This is a genomic window from Citrobacter sp. Cf118 (assembly GCF_030334095.1).
GTDB classification, from domain to species: domain Bacteria; phylum Pseudomonadota; class Gammaproteobacteria; order Enterobacterales; family Enterobacteriaceae; genus Citrobacter; species Citrobacter freundii.
The window spans coordinates 1-15,356 of sequence record NZ_JAOWES010000084.1 but is presented as its reverse complement, the minus strand read 5'-3'; the positions used below and the strand labels follow the sequence as shown (position 1 = coordinate 15,356).

At 49.2% G+C, this 15,356-nt stretch carries 19 protein-coding genes; 8 read left to right on the top strand and 11 right to left on the bottom strand.

Annotated elements, in window-relative coordinates; translation table 11 throughout:
• The 3 genes from OGX67_RS12385 to OGX67_RS12375 all read right to left on the bottom strand — a co-directional run.
• The coding region (locus tag OGX67_RS12385; protein ID WP_286526566.1) for a DUF932 domain-containing protein at positions 1-653 on the bottom strand (653 nt) is incomplete at its 3' end.
• A gap of 100 nt (positions 654-753) precedes the next feature.
• Entirely contained in the window at positions 754-1,626 is an 873-nt protein-coding gene (locus OGX67_RS12380) for a GTPase family protein (RefSeq protein ID WP_049016519.1), read from the bottom strand.
• A gap of 168 nt (positions 1,627-1,794) precedes the next feature.
• Positions 1,795-2,928 carry a hypothetical protein gene (locus OGX67_RS12375; RefSeq protein WP_048998195.1) on the bottom strand — a complete coding sequence of 378 codons (1,134 nt, stop codon included), beginning with the start codon at positions 2,926-2,928 and terminating at the stop codon, positions 1,795-1,797.
• A gap of 1,143 nt (positions 2,929-4,071) precedes the next feature.
• On the opposite strand from OGX67_RS12375, the gene OGX67_RS12365 reads away from it, so the two are divergent.
• From OGX67_RS12365 to OGX67_RS12345, 5 genes are all read left to right on the top strand, one after another.
• Positions 4,072-4,653 carry an inovirus-type Gp2 protein gene (locus tag OGX67_RS12365; RefSeq protein WP_048998197.1) on the top strand — a complete coding sequence of 194 codons (582 nt, stop codon included), beginning with the start codon at positions 4,072-4,074 and terminating at the stop codon, positions 4,651-4,653.
• Positions 4,654-4,746: 93 nt separating this feature from the next.
• Complete coding sequence (locus OGX67_RS12360; protein ID WP_048998198.1) at positions 4,747-4,959, top strand: helix-turn-helix transcriptional regulator; 213 nt, start codon at positions 4,747-4,749, stop codon at positions 4,957-4,959.
• 103 nt (positions 4,960-5,062) lie between these two features.
• Positions 5,063-5,596 carry a hypothetical protein gene (locus tag OGX67_RS12355; protein ID WP_048998199.1) on the top strand — a complete coding sequence of 178 codons (534 nt, stop codon included), beginning with the start codon at positions 5,063-5,065 and terminating at the stop codon, positions 5,594-5,596.
• A 10-nt stretch (positions 5,597-5,606) separates the two neighbouring features.
• Entirely contained in the window at positions 5,607-5,990 is a 384-nt protein-coding gene (locus OGX67_RS12350) for a putative zinc ribbon protein (RefSeq protein WP_071687429.1), read from the top strand.
• Between the two features lie 329 nt (positions 5,991-6,319).
• Positions 6,320-6,931, top strand: a complete 612-nt coding sequence (locus tag OGX67_RS12345; protein WP_048998200.1) for an inovirus Gp2 family protein — start codon at positions 6,320-6,322, stop codon at positions 6,929-6,931.
• A gap of 213 nt (positions 6,932-7,144) precedes the next feature.
• Here the strand turns inward: OGX67_RS12345 and OGX67_RS12340 are convergent, their stop codons facing one another.
• Together OGX67_RS12340 and OGX67_RS12335 are read right to left on the bottom strand one after the other, a co-directional pair.
• Entirely contained in the window at positions 7,145-8,038 is an 894-nt protein-coding gene (locus OGX67_RS12340) for a dihydrodipicolinate synthase family protein (protein WP_071701232.1), read from the bottom strand.
• 21 nt (positions 8,039-8,059) lie between these two features.
• Positions 8,060-8,755: a B3/B4 domain-containing protein gene (locus OGX67_RS12335; protein WP_048998202.1), complete on the bottom strand. Its 696-nt coding sequence runs from the start codon at positions 8,753-8,755 to the stop codon at positions 8,060-8,062.
• Positions 8,756-8,798: 43 nt separating this feature from the next.
• On the opposite strand from OGX67_RS12335, the gene OGX67_RS12330 reads away from it, so the two are divergent.
• From OGX67_RS12330 to OGX67_RS12320, 3 genes are all read left to right on the top strand, one after another.
• A complete protein-coding gene (locus tag OGX67_RS12330; RefSeq protein ID WP_048998203.1) occupies positions 8,799-9,401 on the top strand; it encodes a helix-turn-helix domain-containing protein in 603 nt (200 codons plus the stop codon).
• A 61-nt stretch (positions 9,402-9,462) separates the two neighbouring features.
• The gene (locus OGX67_RS12325; protein WP_048998204.1) at positions 9,463-9,924 is read left to right on the top strand and encodes a GNAT family N-acetyltransferase; all 462 of its coding nucleotides are present in this window, start codon (positions 9,463-9,465) and stop codon (positions 9,922-9,924) included.
• A 26-nt stretch (positions 9,925-9,950) separates the two neighbouring features.
• A complete protein-coding gene (locus OGX67_RS12320) occupies positions 9,951-10,469 on the top strand; it encodes a GNAT family N-acetyltransferase (RefSeq protein WP_035897605.1) in 519 nt (172 codons plus the stop codon).
• A 125-nt stretch (positions 10,470-10,594) separates the two neighbouring features.
• Here the strand turns inward: OGX67_RS12320 and arsC are convergent, their stop codons facing one another.
• The 6 genes from arsC to OGX67_RS12290 all read right to left on the bottom strand — a co-directional run.
• Positions 10,595-11,020 carry a glutaredoxin-dependent arsenate reductase gene (gene arsC, locus OGX67_RS12315; RefSeq protein WP_048998205.1) on the bottom strand — a complete coding sequence of 142 codons (426 nt, stop codon included), beginning with the start codon at positions 11,018-11,020 and terminating at the stop codon, positions 10,595-10,597.
• Positions 11,021-11,032: 12 nt separating this feature from the next.
• On the bottom strand, positions 11,033-12,322 hold the full coding sequence (arsB, locus tag OGX67_RS12310; RefSeq protein ID WP_049014746.1) for an arsenite efflux transporter membrane subunit ArsB: 1,290 nt from the start codon (positions 12,320-12,322) through the stop codon (positions 11,033-11,035).
• Between the two features lie 47 nt (positions 12,323-12,369).
• Positions 12,370-14,121 (bottom strand): arsenite efflux transporter ATPase subunit ArsA, encoded by a 1,752-nt coding sequence (gene arsA / locus OGX67_RS12305; protein ID WP_049014748.1) that lies wholly within the window; start codon positions 14,119-14,121, stop codon positions 12,370-12,372.
• A 16-nt stretch (positions 14,122-14,137) separates the two neighbouring features.
• Positions 14,138-14,500 carry an arsenite efflux transporter metallochaperone ArsD gene (gene arsD, locus OGX67_RS12300; RefSeq protein ID WP_048998181.1) on the bottom strand — a complete coding sequence of 121 codons (363 nt, stop codon included), beginning with the start codon at positions 14,498-14,500 and terminating at the stop codon, positions 14,138-14,140.
• Positions 14,501-14,547: 47 nt separating this feature from the next.
• Complete coding sequence (gene arsR, locus OGX67_RS12295) at positions 14,548-14,898, bottom strand: As(III)-sensing metalloregulatory transcriptional repressor ArsR (RefSeq protein ID WP_286526554.1); 351 nt, start codon at positions 14,896-14,898, stop codon at positions 14,548-14,550.
• Positions 14,899-15,199: 301 nt separating this feature from the next.
• Positions 15,200-15,356, bottom strand: a 157-nt coding sequence (locus OGX67_RS12290) for an IS3 family transposase (protein ID WP_286526627.1), incomplete at its 5' end; no start/stop codon positions are given.

The window sequence follows — 15,356 nt, the reverse complement described above, 5'->3', positions numbered from 1 at the left end:
CACAGATCATTGCTCTCATCCTGCCAGCGGCGTGGGGAGAGTATCTGAGGTGCTGTCACCGGCTGGTGGTCCTCACCGAAGCGGTACGTCAGTGCAGCCTGTGCCAGAGCCTGTTGTGCCGGCGGGGGCAGCATCAGCGACTGCATGGCATCACGTTTTTCTTCCACACGGTCAAAGATCCCCAGTACTTCATAAGCCCCCTCAATCACCTGACTCACCACATCTCCTTTGTGCGGCACCCGTACCTCGCCAAACGACTCACCGCAGACGAGGCCGTTCTGACATACCGCACGGAATAATCCCGGCAACATCTGATACGAGCTGGTGCCATCATGGGAGTTGAGCAGAATAATTTCCGGCACCTGTTTGCCGATAATTTGCCCCTCCCGACGCAGGCGCAGCATATGCTTTGTATGCTCACGACGCCCTGGGTCACGCACTCGGGTCTGGCAGGCAAAGAAGGGCTGAAAGCCTTCGCGCTGCAGACTGTCCAGCAGGGATATGGTGGGTATGTAGGTGTATTTTTCACTACGTGACTCGTGTTTGTCCTCACTGAACACACTGGGTACCACGCGATACAGCTCTTCACGGGTTAGCGGACGATCACGACGAATAAGGTTTGCTGCGCCAAAGCGCGAAGCCAGACGGGTCATAAGCAGACTCCTTGTTGATTCAGAAAACAGATAAAAGAAAGCCCTGTCGCACAGTGGCGACAGGGCTCTGGAAGTACTGGAACAGAAAAGGGTTAAACTCTCAGAAGAAGAAATCCCAGACGGCGCGAACCGTGCTCACTACCATATCGCGCACACTGAGAATAAGCGATTTCACCGGCTCCGGCACAAAAGGCAGCGAAGCAACTGCATCAACAACCTCACCTGCAGCTTCACCAAAACGGTCCCGGGCCTGCGACTTTACAGGCTCGCTGCGCAACTTATCATGCAGCTGAGCGCTAAGCGGGCTACTGGCACGGGCTGGCAGGCTGCGCATCATTGTTTCCACCAGTGACCCGAGCCCCCATCCCGTTCGTGCTGACACGGCGCGTAACGGATGTGATGGTGTAAATAACTGGCGGATATCACTGAGCTTGAGACTGAGATTGATTTTCTGGTGAGAGGATGGAGAGCCGCTGGTGGCATTCCATTGCTGGCAGGGCTCCAGCTTGTCGACCTGGTTTACCACAAACAATACCTTATGCCGGTGAGTGCCAATAACCTCGCGGTAAAAACGCTCATCCACCGACAACGCCCGGTCATCGGCTTTAATCACCCACAACACCAGGTCCAGTTGCGGCAACTGACGCCGGTACAGCGCCCGATATTCCCGGTCGCGGACCTCACTTTCACCGACACCCGGCAGGTCTATTAGCACCATGCTGTGCCGCCCGACTTGCAACCGGCAGCGCAGGGGCTCACGGGTACAGGCCGACACATCACTGACCGGGGACATTTCTCCGGCAAACAGCGCATTACACAACGATGATTTACCCGCTCCGGTTTTACCCATCACACCAATCACCGGCTCGTAATTTATCAGCTTGCTGATATGCGCCAGAATGTGTTTTCTGACTGTATCGGGTAGCGTAGCAACAGACTGCGTGACACCCTGCAGGCCATCGTGTTCATTCATGAAGTCACCTCTGACAGATAAAAGAAAACCCGCGAGGAACACAGCAATTCTCGTGGGTTTAGGGGGATGGTCATGCCGATAATATCTGTCTGAGATTATTTGGAATGAGAGGGCGTTATTTAGTTAAAATAAATACAACACCCATGAAACATGTGTGCATCTAAAATTTCAACCTTTATCACTCTTTATAATTTCAGAATATTTATGCTCAAGAAGATTCACCATAATTTCCGTTTCCGATACACCATAATGATTCGACAATTTGAAAAGCTGTTTTTTTGATTTAGTAGGTAATTTTAAAGCATCGACGCCAGTTTTAGATTTCTTCCTTCGAAGTTGCTGACCCCAGGCTTTTTCAAGCTCATCCATCAATACTGCTTTGTGTTTCTGGGGAGCAGTAGGTGACTCCGTTAACACAAGAAATTGCTGACTTACTTTTTTACGACTCCTCTTCAACTCTTCAAGCTGCGCATTCGTCCAGCCATTCCAGAAATCAAAAGTTGCGCAGATAAAATACCAACGCTGGTAATTATTAAGAGGATTAAGTGGGGGCGAAACACCTTTGTTTTTCATTGTTTCCCATACCCACACACATTGCTCCTCATTTTTAATGTCCATCCATGAAAAAACTTCTGGAAAATCTGCGTAAACTTTAGACCATGCATCATTTATTTTTGTTGTCAAACTGGCGATATTCTTTGCATCTAAATATAAAAATGTATTTGTAACGAATCTAATAATATTTTCGACACCCTTTACATGTGCAACAAAGTTTGGGAAGAAAACACCATTGGCGGGTTTATTTTTTAACGTAGAAGGTTGAAGTATCCTGATAAGTTCATCTAAATCACCCTCCAGAGTTTCTTGCTTATCGGAGGCTAACAACAACAAGCTGTTTTGTGGTTCTGATGTCTCTGCGTCTGGTTTATTTTCGGGAACATCAAGATTGAAGTCCGATGTCATCACTCCTAATGAGGCCACCCCATCCCCCTGATGGACTGATGGTTTTTCACTTATGGTCAGGTCAAATTTAACTGTACCGAGTGCCTCTGCTGAAAATGGATCAACAAAGCTTTTAGCTACCTTTTGAGCGCACTTATCTATGGTGTTTTCGCCATATAGAGCCAGATAAAAAAAATAAAAAAATGCTGCCCGGGGTTCTTTATTTAGCCATTTTAGCTTGTTTTTTAACCACGAGTGCTTTTCTGAAAATTGCTTATCTAGCCTGATGTACTCTTTTTCGACACGCTCTTTTTCCCATGCGCGGCTTTCTTCAGCGTAACCCTTCCTGTCTTCGTTCATTTTTTCACCAATTGCTGTGATTGATTTTGATTATCTTACGTATTAAAACCGTAAAAAAACAATAGAAATAATGACTAATAATTGATTTAAAGTTAAATAAAAAACAAAACAAAAACGTAGTAAAAACGTAGGGTAAATCCAGATGTTAAAAATAAAAAATCAATGAGTTACAAGCATGTCATGTGATAAACCAACAGGATAATACCATGTCAATGCAAGCATCTATTTTGTCAGGCAGAAGAAACATTACAAGTCATCATCTTTCTCAGGTAGCGCAGGCTACAGGTCACTGAATCTGACATTTAACGAAACGGCTTCATCAACTCGCAGGTAAAACACGAAGTCACAAATGATCGCCGCTGCTTTTTACAACTGCACCGGTACCTATGCAGAGTTGAGCAGCACCTCGTGGTCACTGGTCATCGCCGTGATACATCATGCTTTGCTTCGATTATTTAACGGTAGTCAACCACTGTACTTCTCTGTTGACAGAGAGGTGGGTATTTTCAGCTGACAGAGGTATACGTATACAGGGTAGTGACGTAACCACCATTGCCCGCCGTTTCACCGGAAACACTCGGCGTCACCTGTGGAATAACCTTCCGATATGGAGGCTCTGGTTAAATGGAGCCATCAGCGAATCGTGTTGGCGATGTTGATGTGGGAGCTCAAATATTGCTCTCGCTATAGTCTGGCAGGGACGTGCAAATTGAATGATGTAGAGCCAGAGTTCCGCCTTCAGCATGTGCTTGATTTGGTCGGTAAGCTGGATCATCAAACTGCTACCGTGGCACTTCACACTGCTTGCGGAATAACCCCCCTCGTCAATATGGTTCCCGGCATCCGCTTAACATAAGAGCACCAGTCATACTTTAACGAGCTAAGTCCCCTTTCTATAAAGTTAAATTCTTCGCATCCCGGTTATAAGTCGTAGCAGTCTTCTAGTTCTTAAACGTATTTTTGATAATTAAGGTTAATTGGTATTATAGGGAAGTAGATCTCAGCATATAACAACTATCCCACCAGAGGATAGCGCATTGCTGATAGTAATGAACTGGATCTGCCAGGTAGGTAACATCCCCGGTTACATTACAAAAAAACAGTTCCTGCTGTTCCTTTGAACTCACCCAAAGGAATAACACAATGAAAAGACATTACCCACACTTTAAAAAAATCACTCCCGATGATTTCCTCCTGAATATGATCAATCACCATCTTAATCAGATTCTGATGCGTCACTCTAAAATACTGGCGTTTAGAATGGATTTTGATTATCAGCGAGGTACCAACCGATTCATTCGTAATTCTTCATTTGAGATACAGGATGACCTCCGGGATTTAACCCTGGCTGTAATGCAAATGCCTCAACTCTGTGGTTGTTTCTGGGTGCTGGAATGGACATCAGAAGGGGCAGTTCATGCTCATGCGATTTTTTATCTTAATGGTCAGGAACATCAAAAGTCATTCCCGTTCATTTTACGGGCAGAAGAACTGTGGCTAGAGATTACCCATGGTGAAGGCAAATCTCAGCGATGCAAACCAAATGCATATCATCGGGACAACATTAACAACGTTGTGGAATATCACAATAACGATGCCATAAACAGCCTGAGACGTATAGCCAGCTATCTGGCAAAAGAAGACCAGAAATACGGATTACCAATCTGGGGATACAACGAAATTCCTTCGCCAGCCAGGCAGGGCAGACCGAGGAAGTTTAGTTAGTTTTTTACAGCAGCACCGGTTGCTATGCCGGAGCGGGCAGCAACGTTTAATCACCCGACTCCGGTACCCATTCAGCTACCGGAGAATCAAATCATGACCAGTAAACCTTCCCTGTCTGAAGACCAGTTCGTCGATATGGCTTTTATCACCCGCCTGCTGGGGGTCAGTGATAAATGGATTTACCGACTCATCAAGGATGGCCTCTTTCCAAAACCCATCAAACTGGGTCGAAGTTCACGCTGGTTGCAAAGCGAAGTCGAAGCCTGGCTGCAGGCCCGTATTGATGCATCCCGTCCTCAGCGCTAAACCCCTTCCCGTTCGTTAACCCAAAACCAGTGCGTCATCTCGTATCCGCCTCTTGCGGAGTTTTACGGCTGCATGTCAGTTACTCATTTAAGGAATATCAGAAATGAACAATTCACCCTTACTCAACCATTACCAGGCCTGGCTGGATGATTTTACCCGCGTCAGTCTGTTCCACGGTTTATGCCAGCAGCACATCTCGCAGTGGCACAGGCTGGCGATAACCGCCTGCCCGATGCCAGGCAGTAGCGTAACAGAAGTCGTCATTCCACAGTGTCTGCTGCCGGTCACCCGCACCGGCCGACTGGGATCATGTACTTCCGCCCCCGGTCTGACTAAACACACCGATTATGCCCTTCTGCCCGGTGTGCTGCTTAGCGAATGTTATCGACTGGGGAAAAGTCGGCTGGCAAACCAGTTACAGATGTTATTCCGGCTTAATGTACAGCCCGGTATGCGCCAGGCGCTGACCCTGCTGTGCTGGTGTGAGCTGGCAACAGGTAAGGATATGGAGGAATGGTATGCGCTGCATCTGCCACAGCCTGACACGCTGACGCAATGGTTGGCAGTAAAACAGCGGGCATACCGGGGACTGAAGACGCTGACTGACGGTTACATTCGTGCCACCCAGCCGATGTGAGGGACGGATAATGCTGATACCAAAATGCTATATCGCACAGCGTAAAACCGGTGAGATTTTCGCTGTCAGCCAACTGAATTCAGGCGATGACGAGTGGTTCTGCCATCACTGCCAGTGCCCGTTGATTTTCCATCCACCCACCATAACGTCACCGCCCTGGTTCGAACACGACATACTTCAGGGACAACCAGAAGCACTGCTGCAATGCCCCTATCTGGCCCCCGTCAATGGAAAGCCTTCAGCAGTGGCTAAGCTACAGCGCCTTCTGGCACAACTCCCACCGGTCATCACGACCACACAATGGCAATGTACCATGTGCGGCCTGTCGTATGGTGGTGAGAAACGCTGCCCTCAATGCAGAAAAGGGATATACAGTCGGGAGATACGAATTTAGTGATACGTACCAGGCAATCATGGGATTGATTGGTACACCAGAAAGCTATTATATGGGGGCATATAACTTCGGAGTAAAAATCAATCACTTTCCATCATCCGGCCCCTGGTGCTGGTGGATTCGTAATTCATAATCCATGACGGGTTGGTAATATTAATTAACCAACTGATATATAAACAATATCATCTCAATGCCACACCCGTATACGGCTACTCATACACGATAGCCTTAATGGCTGGTCTTACCCCCCTTTAAATCCTTAATCCCTTTAACTGCCTATTACGGGTAAGGCTTTGCCCTGCCCGTAATTCATTACCCAAGGAAATTATATGTTTGACAATATCTGTCTCGATAGACGACACGCACCATTCAACACCACTTACCTGCAACGTATTCTACGCGTTATCGATAACGCGACTGCAGAACACGCACGCACAATGGCGGTACGGGTAGACCTGCGTCTTCCTGACAATATGCTCATTAACCGACAGGGCCTGATATCTCGCTTCATTGAATCCCTCGATGCGAAGATTGCTGCACGCTACAGAAGTAAGTTGAAACAGGGCACACGAACATATCCATGCCACCTTCGCGATGCCTGGGTTCGGGAGGTGGGTGAGATTAATCAGAAATCGCATTACCACATGGTGTTGTTCGTGAATAACGATACGTTCAATGGACTGGGAAGTTACAAAGAAGGCGGGACGGGCCTGGCGTCTCTGATACGAGAGGCCTGGTTGAGTGCTTTGCAGCTTAGTCACCGCCCAGAGCACTGGACGCTAGCCCGCTTTCCCGATAACCCACTTTATTACCTGGATATTAACTCCCACGGTTACAGCGAGGTATATGATCAACTGACGTTTCGCTTGAGTTACTTCGCTAAAGAGAGAACCAAATCCTACAGCCGTCAAGAGCGTTCTTTTGGCTGTAGTCAGTGTTAATACCTCTTGAGGCATCTATGGAAGAGGGGAATTGCTTCGTAGGCAATTCCAGAAATTAATGAATGCCATTCATAATCCCTATCCTCCCCCCTGTGCTTACAAGTCCGCTTTGAGCGATGAGCGGACCTAAAGATATAGCTTCAAACATGCGATGATGATTGATATCCAGCTAGGTTTCAGAAAGACCGACAGACTGCCGGTCCTGCGGGGAGATTACTTCAGCTCCAGCATACTTATCACATGGGCAATATCCGCGATATTGCCTGCTGACAACGGCTGCAAAGGACGAGGCAGGCAATCCATGTCGGTTAGCCCAAGCACACCAGCAGCTGTGGCAATAACACGAAGACTTCCACCATGTTTACGGAACAGCGCCCACAAAGGTTCAAGGTGGGCTGTCAGGGCAGTAACGCGTTGATGATCCTTTACCGCCGCGGCTTCAGTAATTTGTTTCGCCATCTCAGGGAACAGACCGCCACACACGGAGTACCAGGCTTCACAACCAGCGTTTAATCCCAGCCCCGCATAAGCGTCGCCACTGATACCGATTGTTACACCAGGGCACAGATGTTGACGTAACGCATTCACCCGCTCAGTCGCTGCAGCGGGGCTATCCGGTACGCCAGGGATCTTGACCGAGCGAATCCCCTCAAGTGATGAGAGACGACCGTGGAGTTCATCCGTAAAGGTAAAATGCGTAGTGCCCGGATTATCATAGATACACACCGGTACAGACACGTGCCGGGTAACGGTCTCAAAGAGTGAGAATACTTCTTCGTCACGGAGTGGCTGGTAGCTGACCGCCGGGAGTAACAGAGCATTCGCGCCGGCTGCCTGCGCGTCATCTGCCAGATGCAGGATAGCATCGGTACTGACCGCTCCCACACATACCATCATTGGGATATCCCCGGCATGCTGTTTTGCCAGCGTTGCTACGCGCTTTCGCTGCTCCCGGGTCAGATAGGCGTAGCTTCCGGTTGACCCCAGGATGCCCATAGAATCAACCCGAGCTTCTGTCAGGCGGGAAAGAATATGGCTGAAACCCTTTTCATCCACGCCGCTGGCGGTGAGTGGGGTTAATGGAAACGCCGACAAACCTGTAAACATAAAAGTTTCTCCTGAATGATATTACTGCTGTTGTTCTTCGATGAGAGCAACCTCAAACCACAGACCGGGCATCATTTTTTCCAGGCCGTCGGTCAGCATCTTCCCGGCTTCGTGAAGTCTCTCCAGCGGCATCTGCGGCAGGCTTTCCAGAATAAACCACATTTGCTGAGCTTCCACACCTAAGCGGGTTCTGAGCCCCTGTCGCCAGTTCCAGCGACGGCAGGTCACGCCGATATCATCACACCAGATGATCTCGCCTTGTGAAGGATATTCAACGGCCTTTTCCCCCTCTTTGACTGTATCAAAAGGCTCTGTTCCTTTTGCTACAGCCAGACATGGTGAACCCTGATAGGCAGCGATATTCTCTCCACCCACCGGAACGGCGTAGCGGAGACTAACGGCATTATAAAGATCAACGATGGGATCAAGTGCTGGCATCGTTCCGTCACGTAATACGCGCTTGCGTAACGCATCCGCTGAGCAAGGGGTACGTTTAGGTTTAGCACCAAACTTTTGAAAAACCTCTGCCCATGCGGTCAGATGCGCTTCCGCCCACTCAGGCTCACCGGCCAGAACCGCTTCACAGGCTTCTCGCAGCGCTGTTTCTCCGATATCGGAGTTAAGCACTGGTGCAGCTTTTACGTAGACACTGAGTGCCCGAAAACCAGGCGCAATGCGATAAATTTCAGGGGCAATTGACGGAGAGACTGTTAACACGTGATAATCCTGTAATGACCAATTTATCCCATGATAATGACCGATGACCAAGAAAGTCAATTTAATGACCGATGCAGATTCTATCGTCAGCACCGTAAATGAAGCCGTATCTCAGCGGATTAAGCTGTATCGTAAGCAAAAGAAAATATCGCTCGATGAACTCTCCCGCCGGGCGGGCGTCAGCAAGGGCGCGCTGGTTGAGATTGAGGGATGCCGGGCAAATCCCAGCATAGCCCTGTTATGCCGCCTGGCTGCCGCGATGGGGGTTTCGGTAGCCGATTTTGTGGATGTCAGTTCCAAACCGACCGTGCATCTCATTGCTGAAGATGAGATCCCAGAATTGTGGGCTGGTGAAAAAGGAGGGAGAGCAAGGTTGCTCGCTGGTTCGGGCGGCCCTGATATGACCGAGCTCTGGATGTGGGAAATGCAACCGGGGGAAAAGTTTGCTTCGCCCGGCCACACGGAAGGGACGCTTGAGCTGTTTTATGTTCAGACAGGCACGCTCACGCTGGGTGTGAAGGACCACCTGTATCAGGTAAAAACCGGCTGTTCAGCAACAGCCAGAACGGACGTTCCTCATTTCTATGAAAACCAGGAGGAGGGACCATTGGTGTTCATCATGACAGTACATGAGAAAACATCCTGATTGTCGCCCGGCAAGCAATAGGGCTTGTTTTATCACAGGTAAGTTTGCATGGAGTGGTTCAGTGGATAATCAACATCTGAGTTTTGCCAAAAGCCAGTTTACTATCACAACCGATCCCGCTTTTTTTCAACTGGAAGCCATTCACGATTACCTCTCGCAATCGTCCTGGGCTCCAGGCATTGATGCCGAAACGGTCAGAATATCAATCCAGAACAGCCTTTGTTTTGCGCTTCTGGATGGAACAAGACAAATCGGCTTCGCCCGCCTTGTCACAGACTATGCCACTTTTGGTTATTTGTGTGACGTCTACGTATTAAACGATTATCAGAAAAGTGGTCTCGGCCGCTGGCTGATCGAATGCTGTCACGCCCATCCATTGATGTCACGCCTGCGACGGATAATGTTGGTCACTGACAGCGCGCCCTGGCTATACCAAAAACTGGGTTATAACCCATTGAACCGGAAAGATTTTGTCTGGCAGATCAATCGGCCCGACATTTATCGTAATGCCGGACAAAAATAAGAATACTTTTCAGAGAGTAATGATAAATGTTAATCCGTAGGGCCAGTTCCTCTGATGCTGAAGAGCTGGCTATTTTAGCCGAGCGAACCTTCAGAAAGACTTTCCAGGATGGTAATACTCAGGAGGATATGGATCTTCACTGCCATGCAAGCTATTCAACTAATATCCAGTTGAAAGAAATCCTCAGACAAGACTGGATTACATTAGTCTGCGAATACGAGAGCAAACTGATTGGGTACGCTCAACTAAGGTGGGAAGAGTTTCCTCCCTGTGTCAATAGCATCCATGCCGGAGAAATTCTGTGTCTGTATGTCGATGAGCCCTACCATGGTAAAGGATTTGCACAGGCACTGATGCAAAAGTGCTTTGCTGAATTTGAGGCAAAGGGATCGGATCCTGTCTGGTTAGGTGTCTGGGAACATAACCCAAGGGCCATCTCTTTTTACCGTAAGCTTGGGTTTACCGAGGTGGGTGAGCATATCTTTCAGGTTGGGTCAGACCCGCAGAGAGATATCATTATGAAACGCTCAACTTACGCTAGCTGAACACACATTTTGACGTCCGCTTTTGGCCCAAAGCGGACCGCCTGAAGCGTTGCGAGGTCTGCTATGAGCGAAAGGTGGACGCCCGCATAGCGTTAACAGGCGTCCGATATTTTGAAGTGGGCAGATTACTTAACACGCTTCCCCGTTTCGCCAATGACCTTCTCGCCATCCTCTTTGGTAAACGCTCCTTTCTGACGTTCCGGAAGAATATCCAGTACCTCTTCGGAAGGGCGACACAGTTTAGTTCCCAGTGGCGTCACCACAATCGGACGGTTAATCAGAATCGTATGTTGCAGCATAAAGTCGATTAGCTGGTCGTCAGTAAATTTATCTTCTACAAGACCCAGTACCTCATACGGCTCGACGTTCTTACGCAGCAAAGCACGGACGGAAATGCCCATATCCGCAATGAGTTTGACCAGCTCATCGCGTGAAGGTGGGTTTTCGAGGTAAAGAATAACGGTCGGTTCAGTACCGCTGTTTCGGATCATCTCCAACGTATTACGCGACGTGCCGCAGGCTGGATTGTGATAAATGGTGATGTTGCTCATATCAGTATCTCATTACAAAGTGAAAGAGAGACGTAGCGCCAGCGCGGCCAGCGTTACAAACAGCACAGGCAGAGTCATGACGATCCCGGTGCGGAAATAGTATCCCCAGGTGATGGTCATGTTCTTCTGTGAAAGGACATGCAGCCAGAGCAGCGTTGCCAGGCTACCAATCGGTGTAATTTTCGGTCCCAGATCGCAGCCAATCACGTTGGCATAAATCATCGCCTCTTTGATAACGCCTGTTGCGGTGCTGCCATCAATAGAGAGAGCGCCAACCAGCACGGTAGGCATATTGTTCATGATGGAAGACAGGAAAGCCGTCAGGAAGCCGGTACCAAACGTCGCGGCCCAAAGTCCTTTATCTGCCAGCACGTTCAGCACACCGGAGAGGTATTCTGTTAGTCCGGCATTACGCAGACCATAGACCACCAGATACATCCCCAGCGAGAATATGACGATCTGCCATGGCGCACCACGCAGCACTTTGCCAGTGTTAATGGCATGGCCTCGTTTCGCCACCGCAAACAGGATTACAGCGCCAACAGCCGCAATCGCGCTAACGGGAATACCGAGCGGCTCAAGAACGAAAAAGCCAACCAGAAGAAGGATCAACACGATCCAGCCGGTTCTGAAGGTTGCCAGATCTTTAATCGCTTTTGCCGGTGCTTTCAGGAGAGCCAGGTCGTAAGTAGGCGGAATATCTTTGCGGAAGAACAGATGCAGCATAACCAGCGTGGCAAAAATGGCTGCAATATCAACCGGCACCATTACCGACGCATATTTGGTGAATCCCAGACCAAAGAAGTCCACCGAGACGATATTCACCAGGTTCGACACGATAAGCGGCAGACTGGCTGTATCGGCAATAAACCCGGCGGCCATGACAAATGCCAGCGTAGTACCTTTACTGAACCCTAATGCCAGCAGCATGGCGATGACTATCGGCGTCAGAATAAGTGCCGCACCATCGTTGGCAAACAGTGCCGCTACCGCTGCGCCGAGCAGGACGATCCAGGTAAAGAGCAAACGACCACGACCATTCCCCCAACGAGATACGTGCAGCGCTGCCCATTCGAAAAAACCTGATTCATCAAGCAGCAGGCTGATGATAATCACGGCAATAAAGGTCGCTGTCGCGTTCCAGACGATATTCCACACCACCGGAATATCGCTTACATGCACAACACCAGATATCAGAGCCAGCCCCGCACCCAGCATCGCACTCCAGCCAATCCCTAATCCCTTCGGTTGCCAGATAACCAACACGATGGTCAGGACAAAAATAGCGCCTGCCAGTAACATAAAACCTCCTGACAGGGCGACTTTGTCGCCCTGTATATGCCAAAAAATTAACTCATCAACTCTCTGAGCTTTTCAATACCGGCGGGCTCTGACGCCAGCACCGGAACAAGCGCTATACGGTCAGCGTGCTGATTCTTAACAGCCTCAATCTGAGGCACTTCCTGCCGGGCACGCTGGCAAAGCAACGGAGAACACGTATCCGCAATGGAAAGGCTGTTATTGATAATCCAGCCCCACGGATGAATCCCCGTTCTTTCAAGGTCAGTCTGCAGGTTAGCCGCTTCCAGTACCGGTGTGGTTTCAGGCAAAGTGACCATCAGGACTTTGGTGCGTTCCGGGTCCTGAAGCTGCATCATCGGAGTGGAAAAATGACCTTTATTCCCCATCTTCTTGGCAATCTCACGGTGATAAGCCCCGGTAGCATCAAGCAGTAATAGCGTATGCCCGGTAGGTGCCGTATCCATGACCACAAACCGTTTGCCTGCTTCACGGATTACGCGTGAGAACGCCTGGAACACCGCAATCTCTTCCGTGCAAGGAGAACGTAAATCCTCTTCGAGCAGCCGTTTCCCTGCCTCATCCAGATTCCTGCCTTTCGTCTCAAGAACATGCTGCCGATAGCGTTCAGTTTCATCGTGAGGGTTAATTCGGCTGACCTGCAGATTTTTAAGACTTCCATTGAGCGTTGCACTGAGATGTGCAGCGGGATCTGAGGTGGTGAGATGGACATCAAATCCCATATCCGCCAGCCTGACGGCGATGGCAGCAGCCATCGTGGTTTTACCTACGCCACCTTTGCCCATCAGCATAATCAAACCGTGTTCACTGCGAGCGATATCATCAACCAGGACAGAGAGCGATAAGTTTTCAGGCGTGTACAGGACGTTCCTTGCAGGCAGCGGTAATGCTCTTGCACTGGTGTCCAGTAGTCCCTTCAATGCAGACACGCCAACCATGTTGACTGGCTGGAGTAATAAGGTATCTGTCGATAGCTCAGATAAACCGGCAGGAAGATTTGCCAGTGCTTCCTGTTCCCGTTGCCATATCGCAGCGGCAAGGGCGTCATGTTCAGCTTCTGCTTTAGGCAGCACACCATTAATAACCAGGTACTGGTTTTTCAGGCCAATTGCAGCCAGTTCTTCATGAGTGCGGGCGACTTCCTGCAGCGTAGATTTTTGCAGTCGTGCAACCAGAACCAGGCGGGTACGTTCAGGATCGGATAGCGCCTCTACTGCATGAGCATACTGCTCACGCTGCTTTTCCAGCCCGGCCATTGGGCCAAGACAGGAAGCACCATCTGGATTACTTTCAATGAAGCTACTCCAGGCACAGGGAAGCTGGAGAAGGCGAATCGTGTGGCCCGTCGGCGCTGTATCAAAAATGATGTGATCAAAGCGGGTCAGCAGAGAAGCGTCGGTCAGTAAGCCAGTAAACTCATCGAACGCCGCAATCTCAGTCGTACAGGCTCCTGAAAGCTGTTCGCTGATACTGTTAACAACGTCATCAGGCAGAAGACCTTTGATAGGATCAACGATTCTGGAGCGGTATTGTTGGGCGGCTTCCTGCGGGTCAATCTCCAGAGCAGAAAGCCCAGGAACTGCCGTCACAGGGCGAATGGTGTTACCGATAGCCTGGTCGAATACCTGGCCGACATTCGAGGCAGGATCGGTACTGACCAGCAAAACCCGCTTACCCTGTTCGGCAAGGCGGATAGCCGTCGCGCAGGAAATGGAAGTTTTTCCTACGCCTCCCTTACCGGTAAAAAACAGATAAGGCGGGATGTTCTGTAAGAATTTCATATGTCCTCCTGACATATCAGCAACAGGAAGTATTACCACCACAGCAGCTGGTGGGAGCTAACCCTACCCTCTCCAGCGGTATACCAAACCAGCGAGCTATCTCAGCACGTTTTGGGTACCGCCCTGCCATCACCGTTTCACCGTCCAACAGCAGTAGCGGAAGCCCTTCTGCTCCAGATGCTTCGAGGAATACTTTCGCTTTCTCATTATGAACAAAGCTCATGGGCTGCTGCGCCAGGTTGTAACGTTCAACCTGTACGCCACGTCCTTTCAGCCACTGCACATCAGCAGAGAAATCAACCAGAACCTGATCGATATCTGAGCCACATACGCCGGTACTGCAGCACATTACCGGGTCAAACACCGTTAACGTTTTCATCTTTAACACCTCATATCCGGAAAAGCATATATGTGCAGGCAAAATTTTTAGAGGCAAACAGCCTTACCGCTGCCAGAGCAGTTGGTTGATGCGAGCTTACGGGCGATGGCCTGTACGTCGTCCTGTTGGCTTAACCAAGCCTGCTCAATCACCTGAGCGGCCCAGGAAGGAATATGCGGGGATAAGCGGTAGTGAACCCACTTGCCCTGCTTGCGATCCAGCAATAGTCCACTTTCCCGGAGCATTGCCAAATGACGGGAGATCTTTGGCTGCGACTGATCCAGCGTCGTACAGAGATCGCACACGCACAACTCTCCCATTTCCCTGAGCAGTAACACGATGCCCAAGCGGGTTTCATCGGAGAGATTTTTGAAGAGTCGTAGGGAAGTTAGTAGCATCTGTCCTCCGGTTGATTTAATAACAGGATACTCTGTAGGTTTACAATCGCAACAATACATTCGAAAAAACATATGTAACTGTTGTCGTGGAACATTTTATCCTGATATCAGAAACTTGGTTAACTTATTGATATTCATATTTTTATACGTTTCCTTAAAGGGTGTAACTCCCATTCTGAATGCAAATAAAATATTTGGGGATTCAAGAAATGTTGATAGAACAAACTTCTTATGGCGTTACGCCGATGCTAAACTGAACTAAAGGTTTTACTTGTATGGGTATTGAATCGCCACGGAAAATCTAGACACTTCCGAGCCGTTGATAATACTGGTTTTCATATTCTGTCGGTGACATCTGATCGCTAGAACCATGCCGATGCTTACTGTTATAAAACATTTCGATGTAATCAAAAATATCGCTGCGGGCTTCTTCCCGCGTTCCGTAGATCTTTTTCTTT

Coding starts and splice junctions, on each gene's coding strand:
- OGX67_RS12380 (WP_049016519.1), bottom strand. CDS start 1,626: ATGAATGAACACGATGGCCTGCAGGGTGTCACGCAGTCTGTTGCTACG.
- OGX67_RS12375 (WP_048998195.1), bottom strand. CDS start 2,928: ATGAACGAAGACAGGAAGGGTTACGCTGAAGAAAGCCGCGCATGGGAA.
- OGX67_RS12365 (WP_048998197.1), top strand. CDS start 4,072: ATGAAAAGACATTACCCACACTTTAAAAAAATCACTCCCGATGATTTC.
- OGX67_RS12360 (WP_048998198.1), top strand. CDS start 4,747: ATGACCAGTAAACCTTCCCTGTCTGAAGACCAGTTCGTCGATATGGCT.
- OGX67_RS12355 (WP_048998199.1), top strand. CDS start 5,063: ATGAACAATTCACCCTTACTCAACCATTACCAGGCCTGGCTGGATGAT.
- OGX67_RS12350 (WP_071687429.1), top strand. CDS start 5,607: ATGCTGATACCAAAATGCTATATCGCACAGCGTAAAACCGGTGAGATT.
- OGX67_RS12345 (WP_048998200.1), top strand. CDS start 6,320: ATGTTTGACAATATCTGTCTCGATAGACGACACGCACCATTCAACACC.
- OGX67_RS12340 (WP_071701232.1), bottom strand. CDS start 8,038: ATGTTTACAGGTTTGTCGGCGTTTCCATTAACCCCACTCACCGCCAGC.
- OGX67_RS12330 (WP_048998203.1), top strand. CDS start 8,799: ATGACCAAGAAAGTCAATTTAATGACCGATGCAGATTCTATCGTCAGC.
- OGX67_RS12320 (WP_035897605.1), top strand. CDS start 9,951: ATGTTAATCCGTAGGGCCAGTTCCTCTGATGCTGAAGAGCTGGCTATT.
- arsC (WP_048998205.1), bottom strand. CDS start 11,020: ATGAGCAACATCACCATTTATCACAATCCAGCCTGCGGCACGTCGCGT.
- arsB (WP_049014746.1), bottom strand. CDS start 12,322: ATGTTACTGGCAGGCGCTATTTTTGTCCTGACCATCGTGTTGGTTATC.
- arsA (WP_049014748.1), bottom strand. CDS start 14,121: ATGAAATTCTTACAGAACATCCCGCCTTATCTGTTTTTTACCGGTAAG.
- arsD (WP_048998181.1), bottom strand. CDS start 14,500: ATGAAAACGTTAACGGTGTTTGACCCGGTAATGTGCTGCAGTACCGGC.
- arsR (WP_286526554.1), bottom strand. CDS start 14,898: ATGCTACTAACTTCCCTACGACTCTTCAAAAATCTCTCCGATGAAACC.